The sequence below is a fragment of the Gelidibacter sp. genome, assembly GCF_053579655.1.
In genome coordinates this window covers 71,570-81,991 of sequence record NZ_JBMDWE010000020.1, presented here as the reverse complement: position 1 = coordinate 81,991, position 10,422 = coordinate 71,570, and the positions used below count along the sequence as shown (strand labels likewise).

The following is a 10,422-nucleotide window of genomic DNA, read 5'->3' as shown; positions in this document are numbered from 1 at the left end:
TTGCTTCCGGTGGTTAGTTTGAATGTAAAGTTCAAAAAATCAGCGCGTTATGATGATGTTGTTAAGGTGAAAACCCAGTTGGTGAAAATGCCTTCTGCGACCATCGAATTTGATTATGAAATTACAAATGAAGCGGGGGAAATTTTAACTTTAGGAAATACTGTTTTAGTATTTATGGATGTCAGTAAGAATAGGCCTACAAGGTGCCCGAAATATCTTTTAGACAAACTGCAGGATTATTCGTTCAAAAATTTTAATTCCACACCATAAATCCCCTTAAAAGTCTCCACAACATTTTTTATATTTTTTAATCGGACTGAAATGTTGATAAGACAACTCAATTCTAAAGTTTGATTGATGATTTTCAGATCTTTTTCTTTGATGACACGCATGACTTTATTCATGTCCTTGTACTCAAACTTGAGTTGTATTTCTTGGTTTATCGTTTTTTCGACAATTTTTGACGCCTCTAATGCCATTTGCGCGGCAGTTTTGTAAGCGTTAATAAGTCCGCCAACCCCTAATTTTACACCGCCAAAATAGCGGACGATTACAATTAATATGTTGGTTACTTCAAAGGATTGAATTTGTCCGTAAATAGGCATTCCTGCACTATTGTTTGGCTCGCCATCGTCGTTGACTCTAAATTGGTATTGATTTTCCTGGATGCCTAATTGATAGGCGTAACACCAATGCCTTGCAGAATGGTGTTGTTTTCTTAAGGCTTCAATATGGATTTTGGCTTCATCTTCTGTTTTGACTGGGAATGTATAACCAAAAAACTTGCTGTTTTTGTCTTTAAATAAAACTTCAGCAGACGGTTTTGTTATGGTTTTGTAAGTGTCTTTTTCTGTCATATCAGGCAAAAGTTACAAAATGTATGAATAACGAATTAGTGAAGCTGAAATGAGATAGGTCAAAACAAATCACTTTTGGTTGAGAACAAAGACGTCACATCATCAATTTCTGGGTTGATATGCCACGTGTGAATACCTAAACTTGAAGCCGTAATAATGTTTTCTTCAGTATCATCAATGAATAAGGATTCCTCAGCTTTTATATTGTTTTCATTTAAAACGAATTCATAAATGTTCGCGTTCGGTTTTCTTAATTGGATTTCATGAGAGAGATAGAAGGCATCAAAATTCGCTTTAAATTCGTCATAGAAATCGACGTTTTCTTTGATCCAATTGATATGGAGCTCGTTGGTGTTACTCAATAAAATGAGTTTATACTTATGCTCTTCAGCCAATTTTTGTAAATACTCTAATCTGTGATTTGGGAAGTCTTTTAAAATACTATTCCATGATTCTAAAAGCGAATCTTTATTAAGATGTGGGAAGTTGTCCAGATAAAACTCTAGAAATTCCTCGGTATCAATAAGTCCTTGTTCATAAAGGGCATTAATCGCATGGATTTCATCAGAAAGTGCATCAATTTCGAATAATTTAAGGGCATTGTCCATCGCGCCCTTTTTATCGAGATTAATAAATACATCTCCAAAATCAAATATTAAATTTTTAATCATTCGTATATATTCTTAAAATGTCATCAATAATTTTTTCATCTGAAATCAAAGTCCCAGATATACGTGGGGCTTTCGTTCCGTCGTTGAAAGTTGTGGTTCCCGTAAATATGCGGGCTTCATCCCAAAGATTTTCATCTATAAAAGTATGAAGGGTTTGACGTCCGCCTTCAATAATGATGGAGTTGATATCGTTGTTATAAAGAATTGTGCAAATTTGCTGAGCAATGTTTTGCTTTAAGCTCCAATCTAGAAACTCCGTTTTATGGTGCTTAGTGCTTCGAGACTCAACTTTCCCACTGATCAAAATAGTAGATGCCTTATTGTCAAAAATTTCAGCTTCGTCAGGTAAGCGCGAATTTTTATCCATAACAACGCGTATGGGGTTTTTTCCGGCCCAATCCCTTGCGGTTAAGCTCGGGTTGTCTTCAATTACCGTTTGAGTTCCCACAAGGATAGCTTGCTCTTCTGTTCGCCATTTATGCACCACTTGTCTGGAAAGCTCATTGGTAATCCAAACGGGTTTTTGTTCATTTCTTGTTTGTGGTGCAAGGAAACCATCGGCAGATTCTGCCCATTTTAAAATGATGTATGGACGTTTCTTGTTGTGTAAGGTAAAAAAGCGTTTGTGATGTGCTTTCACTTCACTCTCCAACACGCCTACAATCACTTCGCATCCTGAAGCTTTTAATATTTGAACACCTTTACCCGCAACTTTACTATGGGTGTCGCTCGTTCCTATAACCACCTTCGGAATTTTAAATTTCTTGATAATGTCAGCACAAGGCGGGGTTTTTCCGAAATGGGAGCAGGGTTCCAAGGTCACATAAAGCGTCGCCTCGTTTAATAAGGATTGGTCTTTTACGCTATGGATGGCATTGACTTCAGCATGAGCGCCTCCGTACGGACTTGTAAAGCCTTCGCCAATAATTATTTGATCATGAACAATAACACATCCAACCATCGGGTTTGGAGCTGTGGTTCCCAATCCATTTTTGGCAATTTCAATGCAGCGTTTAATATATTTTTCATGTATATTCATCCCGATAATTATCGAGACAAAAATAACATAATATCGTGAGCAAAAAAGATATCTTGATCAGAGAAATTGAAAAGGGAGATGATGTACAGGTGGCGAAGCTCATTCGTGCTGTATTGATTGAAATGGGAGTTCCTAAAGTGGGCACTGCTTATGCGGATCAATCTCTGGATATGATGACAGAAACTTATGCTAAGGAGCGTGCTGCCTATTTCGTCAATGAAGATCAAGGGGAAGTTGTTGGAGGAGCAGGAATTGCGCCCTTAGATAATTTTGAAGGTCATGTTTGTGAACTACAGAAAATGTATTTTCTACCCAAAGCCAGAGGAAAAGGTTTGGGCGCTCAAATGATGGAGGTGTGCTTACAAAAAGCCAAATCTTTTGGTTTTGAAAAATGCTATCTTGAAACTTTACCATATATGACGGATGCTGCAAAGCTTTATGCCAAATCTGGATTTGAGTATTTGGACGGTCCGTTGGGAGATACAGGACATTATTCTTGCGATGTTTGGATGATAAAAACATTATAATGCTATTAAAGACACTACGCGAAAATTTTTACACATCCTTAAAAGGAGAGTATCCAGATACTGAAATTCAATCATTTTTCAATTTGCTGGCAGAATATCTCTTGAAGATGAAACGTCTGGACGTTACTTTAAATCTCTTTGCGCCAATTTCGGGGAAGAAATTGGAGAAATTTGAAAATGCGACCAAACGGCTTAAGAATCATGAGCCCATTCAATATATTATCGGTGCCACCGAATTTTACGGATTGCCATTTAAGGTTTCAGAAAGTACACTTATACCAAGACCAGAAACCGAAGACTTAGTGCAATGGATTATTGACACAGCAAAAACAACAACAGACTCGTTATCGATTCTTGACATTGGAACTGGATCGGGGTGCATTGCGATCTCCTTAGCGGGAAATATTCCAAGCGCAAAAGTCTATGCCGTGGATGTCAGTAAAAAAGCGTTGACCATTGCTAAAATGAATTCAAAGCTGAATAAGGTTGACGTTCAGTTTTTTGAATTGGATATTTTAAACTGGAAAAATAATTATCCGGATTTAGCATTGGAAGATTTTAAATTTGACATCATTGTCTCCAATCCGCCATATGTTAGAGAACTGGAGAAAGCCCAAATGAGTGCGAATGTTTTACAACATGAACCTGGATTAGCGCTATACGTTGAGGATGATGCGCCGCTCATTTTTTATAAATCGATAACGGATTTTGCCGGTGAACATCTCAAGGATGAGGGGCACTTGTTTTTTGAAATCAACCAGTATTTAGGAGCTGAAATGCTTGATTTGTTGGATGAGGCCGATTTTTCAAATGTTCAGCTTAAAAAGGACATCTTTGGAAATGACCGAATGGTTTCAGGAACTAAAGGATCTTAATGATCGATTTTTTAATTATTAGTTAAACGACTAATTCTTGACAAGTTGGAGCATTGACTTTATGATCTCGATATTTGATGCCATTTCCTGTCCATCATTTAAAAAACTTGGCGTATTCATTGGAAGAGCCGCGGCGGCTGTAGTTTGTGGCATAAGGACAGAAGAGCAATGCACTTCCTTAAATCCTGCACCTTTAAAAATTAAAATATTTTTTGGGTTGATCCCAGATCCTGGTAGAATCGTGAGTTTGTCATCCGCTAGTTCTTTGAGTTGTTGAAGTATTAAAATTCCCTTTTCAGCGGAGGGCGCTTGTCCTGAAGTGAGAATGCGATCCACTTTCAGTTCCATCAATATATGTAAGGCCTCAAACGGATTTGGCGTCCAGTCAAAACCGCGATGGAACGTAAAAGCCATCGGTTTTGAAAGTTCTATGAGTTCTTTTGTGCGTTCGATGTCAATCGTATTATCTAAGTTTAAAATACCTGAAACAATGCCTTTACATCCCAATGCTTTACAAATTTGAATATCCTCTTTCATGATTTCAAAATCCTCATCAGAATAAGTGAAATTTCCACTTCTTGGCCGGATGAGCACGAAAACAGGAATCGTCAGGTTTTTTAAGGTCTGTTTTATCAAACCATAAGAAGGGGTAATGCCACCAACCGCTAATTCGGAGCACAATTCGATACGATGTGCTCCCGCATTTTGAGCGTTGATTGCGGATTGGTAATTGGAGGCGCAGATTTCTAGTGTCATAATACTTCCTTTCTTTTGGACTCCGCTCAATAAACTCCTGCAGGAATCTCTTTTTTAAAACCTTTTGTTCTTTGACTTTGAAGCTTCAGGATCGAAAGGTTTGTGTTAATTAATAATTATTTCATTTTAAATTTAAAGACCTGACAGGTTTCAAAAACCTGTCAGGTCTGGCTTTATTTAACTATTATTTCATCAATAAATGTCCAAGGTTTATGACCAGCGCCTGGTTTACCTTTAGGAATTAGATCCGAATTTGGGATTTTTAAATAAATATAGCGCGTGGTTTGATTGATTACTATTTTTACATTGGCATGCAAGACGACGGCGTCTGGAATTTCGGCTCTAGAGTTTATATCTTTTTTATCAAATGTAACTTCCATGGTTTTCGGCGCATAAATCCATTGCCAAGGTGCCTGATAAAATCGGGTTTCAATAGAATTCACGTCCATTTCTTCACCTAAATCAATGGTGATTTCTAAATCAACCCCATCAAACCCTAACCATTCCTTATCATTGATGCGAGTGTCGCTTCCTGAAATGCCGTTGATAAATCCTTGAATACCACTCCCTGCATAGGTTTTACTTGGTTGCACATTAACGCTGATTTTTTTTCCAAGTGCTTTATGGTAAATAATAGGTTGTGTAAATGTCGAACCCATTTGTTTTTCAGCGTTGAAAACAGCAGCTTTTATGATGAGGTTTTTGTTGATTGGAATGGCTTCGGAATAAATTGCTGAAGTTATTTTCGGTTCTGATCCATCGGTCGTGTAGCGAATCGTTTTGTTTTGGATGAAGGTTTTTAGCTCATAGCCCTTTCGGGTTGATTCGCCTTCTACTTCATTCAAATGATTGGCATAATTAATATCCAAAGCATCCAGGCGTTTATGAAAATGTTCCAATCGGGCGACAAAATCAGCATAGTTTTTACTTTCGGTTGGCGACCATACCACTTCGCTCATCGCAATCATTCTAGGAAATACCATATATTCCACTTGTTTTTCGTTGGGAATATATTCTGTCCATAAATTTCCTTGTGCGCCCAAAACGTATTTGGCTTCTTCTTCAGAAAGTTCTTCAGGAATCGGATTAAAACTATATACTTTTTCTAAAGATAAAAATCCGCCAATTGCTAAAGGTTCGTCGGTGTTATCGGATTGGTAATAATCAAAATAACAGTGAGATGTTGGCGTCATGATCACATTGTGATGTTGTTTTGCGGCTTCCACAGCGCCATCAATACCTCGCCACGACATGACTGTGGCGTTTGGGGCCAATCCGCCTTCCAATATTTCATCCCAACCTATAATCTGTCGGCCTTTGCTATTTAGATATTTTTCAATTCTTGTGATAAAATAATTCTGAAGTTCATGTTCATCTTTTAAATCTTCGTCTTTAATGCGTTGTTGACATTTGGCACATTTTTTCCAATGAGATTTAGGAGCTTCGTCGCCACCAATATGGATGTATTCACTTGGGAAAAGTTCTAGAACCTCGTCCAACACATTTTCTAAAAATGTGAAGGTTTCATCTTTTGAACAGTAGATATCATTAAAAACACCCCAGGTTTCGGCAACCTTAATTTGTTCGCCAGTGCAGCCTAATTCGGGATACGCTGAAATCGCAGCTTGTGCATGTCCGGGCATTTCAATTTCTGGGATTATGGTCACATGGCGCGTTTGGGCGTAAGCTACCACATCCTTGATTTCTTCTTGCGTATAGAATCCACCGTAACGTTTGCCGTCAAATTGTTGTGGATCCTTATTATAACTGCCCACTAAAGTTTGATCCCTAAAAGCTGCAATTTCTTGTAGTTTTGGATACTTTTTGATTTCAATACGCCAGCCTTGGTCTTCGGTTAAATGCCAATGAAAGGTGTTCATTTTGAGCATTGCCAAAGCATCAATATACTTCTTGATAAATTCCACAGGATAAAAATGACGGCCAACATCCAAATGCATACCTCTATATTTAAATTGAGGTGAATCCTTGATTGTTACACATGGAATGGAAACACTTTTTTCTGAAAAAGTTTGGTTCTCAAAGCTTACAGGTAATAATTGTCGTAAGGTTTGAACTGCGTAAAAAGCACCATGATCTGTTTTAGCCCTGATTTCAATCTGTTTTGGCGAAATGGATAATTGGTAGCCTTCCTCATCGGCGATACTATCGTCTTTGATGAATATAATGGTGTTGTTCTGTTTTAATTGAAGCGCACTGCCTTTTTCAATAAATTCCTTTAAGAAATTGGCAGATACTTTAAAACTTTCATCAAAGGTGATTCCAACAGAATTGTCCAGGATAAATTCTCCTTTTTGGCTTTCCATTTGTGAAGGCATTGGAAGGATTTGAAGCGCTTGTTTTTCGGTATTTCGGGAATCACAATTGTATAACAAAATGATAAAAAGTATAAACGAAACAATTTTCTTGTACGGCATTTTAGTATATTAGAGCCTTCAAAGATAACCTAAAAAGACAAGTTATTTGTTTACCTCAATTAATGGATATTCAACAACATATTTTAAAACTTCGCGACGAACTCAATCAGCATAATTATAATTATTACGTTCTTGATCAACCCACAATTAGTGATTATGATTTTGATATTAAATTAAAGGAATTACAAGTTTTGGAAGATCAGCATCCAGAGTTTGCAGATGAACATTCGCCGACCAAACGTGTTGGTGGCACAATTACCAAAAACTTTGAAACGGTAGCGCATGAACATCGCATGTATTCATTGGATAATTCCTATTCTAAGGAAGATGTGTTGGATTGGGAAGCCCGCGTCAGAAAGGCGATTGATGGTGACGTACAATTTGTGTGCGAATTAAAGTATGATGGCGCTTCCATTAGTTTGACTTATGAAAATGGAACCTTACTTAAGGCGGTCACTCGTGGCGACGGCGTACAAGGTGATGATGTCACCGCCAATATTAGGACGATCCGATCGGTGCCTTTGCGTTTAAAAGGCGATTACCCGTCAAAATTTGATATTAGAGGCGAAATCGTATTGCCTTTTGAAGGTTTTAATAAGATGAATGAAGAGCGCATTGAAATAGGCGAAGAGCCTTATCGCAATCCGCGAAATACAGCTTCAGGTAGTTTAAAGCTTCAGGATAGTGCTGAGGTTGCCAAACGGCCTTTGGAATGTTTGCTATATAATATCGTAGGGAATAACTTGAATATCAATACGCAGTTTGAAAGTTTAGAAAAGGCTCGTGCTTGGGGATTCAAGGTGCCTAAAGCGGCGATTGTGGCCAACTCCATCGATGAGGTATTTGAATTTATTGATTATTGGAATATCCACCGACATAATTTGCCTTATGAAACCGATGGTGTCGTCGTAAAAATAAATGACTTGCATCAGCAGGACGAATTGGGATACACTGCCAAATCGCCGCGCTGGGCGGTTGCCTATAAGTTTAAGGCCGAGCAGGTTTCCACCAGATTAAATGAAATAACCTATCAGGTCGGACGAACGGGGGCTATTACGCCTGTGGCGAATTTGGAACCAGTGGAATTGGCAGGAACGACCGTTAAGCGCGCTTCCTTGCATAATGCGGATCAAATTGCAAGATTGGATATTCGGGAAGGTGATGAGGTATTTGTTGAAAAAGGTGGGGAAATCATTCCTAAAATTATTGCAGTGGATTTCAGCAAACGACCAGCCGATTCACAGCCAACCGAATATATTAAAAACTGTCCCGAATGTGGAACGGCATTGGTGCGAAATGAAGGTGAAGTGCTACATTATTGTCCAAATTATAATGGCTGTCAACCTCAAATCATTGGTCGTATCCAACATTTTATTTCAAGAAAGGCAATGGATATTGAAGGTTTAGGTGGTGAAACTGTAGCTTTATTGGTAAAAGAAGGTCTTATTCATGATTATTCTGATTTATACATGCTTACTAAAGATCAAGTAATTGGTTTGGAGCGCATGGCTGAAAAAAGTTCAGATAATTTGATAAATGGGATTGAAGCTTCCAAACAAATCCCTTTTGAGCGCGTTTTATATGCTATCGGCATTAGGTACGTAGGCGAAACCGTTGCAAAAAAGTTGGCCAATCATTATAAAAGTATTGATAATTTGCAGCAGGCGACCTTAATTGATTTGGTTACTGTTGATGAAATTGGCATGCGAATCGCTGAAAGTGTCGTCGATTTTTTCAATTCAGAACAAAATCAAACCATTATAAATCGCTTAAGAAGCTTTGATGTGCAATTAGAGATTTGCGCTGAAAAATTAGCGAATCAAACTAATAAATTAGAAGGGCAGGCGTTCGTGGTATCTGGTGTTTTTGAATCGGTTTCAAGAGACGAATTGAAAAAACTGATAGAGGATAACGGTGGAAGGGTAGCCAGTTCGATATCGTCAAAGACAAATTACGTTATTGCAGGAGATAATATGGGGCCAAGCAAGCGAACTAAGGCTGAGCAATTGCAGATCCCTATAATTTCGGAATATGATTTCATGTCACTTTTGAAGTAGAAAACCTACAATTTTATTTGTTTCACCGATTAAATGCATATTTATCCGCTTAATTGTAATATTTATTTATATTTGCTTGAACAAGAGACATGTAATATGATTATCCGAAGAATCTTAATTGGTGTTTTGATCGCCCTAGCCGTGTTATTTCTGGGCTTTCAAATTTTTGAGTTAGAAGTTGAAGCCACAGGAGTGAGAGCTTTGCTATTGGTTTTCTTAACAATTTTATATTGTTATTCTGTCAAAGAAAAGCGTTTATTTTTCTTATCGTTTTTGATTGCATTTACAATAGCCGATATTTTAGCCTTTATGAGATGGCAAATTCCGATTGTGCCAAACACTCAGATGGATCCTGTGTATTACATTGCTAATTCTTTGTATATCATGGCTTATTCTTTTTTGATACTGCAAATGTTAAGCGCTATGAATTTGGTGGAGATCGTAAAAAAATATCCATTCCACCTTCTTATTTTAATCATTATGGACGTGTTTTGCGTTGTTGTGGTTACCAATACCGCCATGCATAAATTATCATATCATGAGTATTATATGGAGTTTGTATACAATAGTATTATCATGATTTTACTGACGGTGTCTTTGATCAATTACATTCATAAAGAGGATAAAAAAGCCATCAATTTGTTGGTTGGATCTATTTTTATCTTTTTTTCAGAAGTGATACAGTTGGCCTATTTTTATATCTCAGCAATAAATTTGCTTAATGTGATGTGTTCCTTGTTTCTTGTGCTTGCTTTTTTATTTTTCTATCTCCAGTCAAAACTCGTCTATGAGCCCCAGGAAAACTCAATGCATCAAGACTTGGTGGTTTAAATTTCGTTTTTAATGCGTGTTTTATTCTGATTAAAACGCTTAAAGTACAGAGGTCATACTTCATGAAAGTGGCATCTGTCGATTAGGAAGCTTCGGTTTAGAAGGTCATTTTCTAAAAAATTTCCATGCTTACATTTCGTTTTTTTTTCCTTAGTAATCCTGCGGCCATCATTACCTTATTCAGCGTACAAATCTGCTCCATAATCTGATGTGAAAGTTAAAGTCGTTTTCAGGATAAAAGGACATAAAAATTATCCCACGTAAATTATGATGTATAGCAAATTTATATTGGATTGATTCTTGCGATCGAAAAAATGCTTTATAACTCGCTATTTTATTGCGACTATAATAGGATAGTCGATGAAGCGCAGTAA

At 37.4% G+C, this 10,422-nt stretch carries 10 protein-coding genes; 5 read left to right on the top strand and 5 right to left on the bottom strand.

The window, feature by feature from the left end; all coding sequences use genetic code 11:
- Positions 1-270 (top strand): acyl-CoA thioesterase (locus ACOH2D_RS11435; protein WP_449535289.1); only part of this gene is annotated, 270 nt, incomplete at its 5' end.
- Here the strand turns inward: ACOH2D_RS11435 and ACOH2D_RS11430 are convergent.
- From ACOH2D_RS11430 to ribD, 3 genes are read right to left on the bottom strand one after another with little or no spacing between them, the layout of a single operon-like run.
- Positions 237-857: an IMPACT family protein gene (locus tag ACOH2D_RS11430; RefSeq protein ID WP_449535288.1), complete on the bottom strand. Its 621-nt coding sequence runs from the start codon at positions 855-857 to the stop codon at positions 237-239. The two genes, ACOH2D_RS11435 and ACOH2D_RS11430, sit on opposite strands and share 34 nt — an antisense overlap.
- Positions 858-916: 59 nt before the next feature.
- Positions 917-1,528: an HAD family hydrolase gene (locus ACOH2D_RS11425; protein ID WP_449535287.1), complete on the bottom strand. Its 612-nt coding sequence runs from the start codon at positions 1,526-1,528 to the stop codon at positions 917-919.
- Positions 1,521-2,567, bottom strand: coding sequence for a bifunctional diaminohydroxyphosphoribosylaminopyrimidine deaminase/5-amino-6-(5-phosphoribosylamino)uracil reductase RibD (gene ribD, locus ACOH2D_RS11420; RefSeq protein ID WP_449535286.1), 1,047 nt, complete (start codon positions 2,565-2,567; stop codon positions 1,521-1,523). Before ribD ends, ACOH2D_RS11425 begins: the two co-directional genes overlap by 8 nt.
- A 35-nt stretch (positions 2,568-2,602) precedes the next feature.
- On the opposite strand from ribD, the gene ACOH2D_RS11415 reads away from it, so the two are divergent.
- Complete coding sequence (locus tag ACOH2D_RS11415) at positions 2,603-3,094, top strand: GNAT family N-acetyltransferase (RefSeq protein WP_449535285.1); 492 nt, start codon at positions 2,603-2,605, stop codon at positions 3,092-3,094.
- Positions 3,094-3,969 (top strand): peptide chain release factor N(5)-glutamine methyltransferase, encoded by an 876-nt coding sequence (gene prmC / locus ACOH2D_RS11410; protein WP_449535284.1) that lies wholly within the window; start codon positions 3,094-3,096, stop codon positions 3,967-3,969. Before ACOH2D_RS11415 ends, prmC begins: the two co-directional genes overlap by 1 nt.
- 30 nt (positions 3,970-3,999) lie before the next feature.
- Here the strand turns inward: prmC and ACOH2D_RS11405 are convergent, their stop codons facing one another.
- Both ACOH2D_RS11405 and ACOH2D_RS11400 read right to left on the bottom strand, forming a co-directional pair.
- On the bottom strand, positions 4,000-4,725 hold the full coding sequence (locus tag ACOH2D_RS11405; protein WP_449535283.1) for a copper homeostasis protein CutC: 726 nt from the start codon (positions 4,723-4,725) through the stop codon (positions 4,000-4,002).
- A 173-nt stretch (positions 4,726-4,898) separates the two neighbouring features.
- Positions 4,899-7,160, bottom strand: coding sequence for a beta-N-acetylhexosaminidase (locus ACOH2D_RS11400; protein WP_449535282.1), 2,262 nt, complete (start codon positions 7,158-7,160; stop codon positions 4,899-4,901).
- A 62-nt stretch (positions 7,161-7,222) separates the two neighbouring features.
- Here ACOH2D_RS11400 and ligA point away from each other — a divergent pair, with 62 nt between their 5' ends.
- The gene (ligA, locus tag ACOH2D_RS11395) at positions 7,223-9,217 is read left to right on the top strand and encodes an NAD-dependent DNA ligase LigA (RefSeq protein ID WP_449535281.1); all 1,995 of its coding nucleotides are present in this window, start codon (positions 7,223-7,225) and stop codon (positions 9,215-9,217) included.
- 96 nt (positions 9,218-9,313) lie between these two features.
- Entirely contained in the window at positions 9,314-10,048 is a 735-nt protein-coding gene (locus ACOH2D_RS11390) for a hypothetical protein (protein WP_348037503.1), read from the top strand.
- The last annotated feature ends 374 nt before the right edge of the window (positions 10,049-10,422 follow it).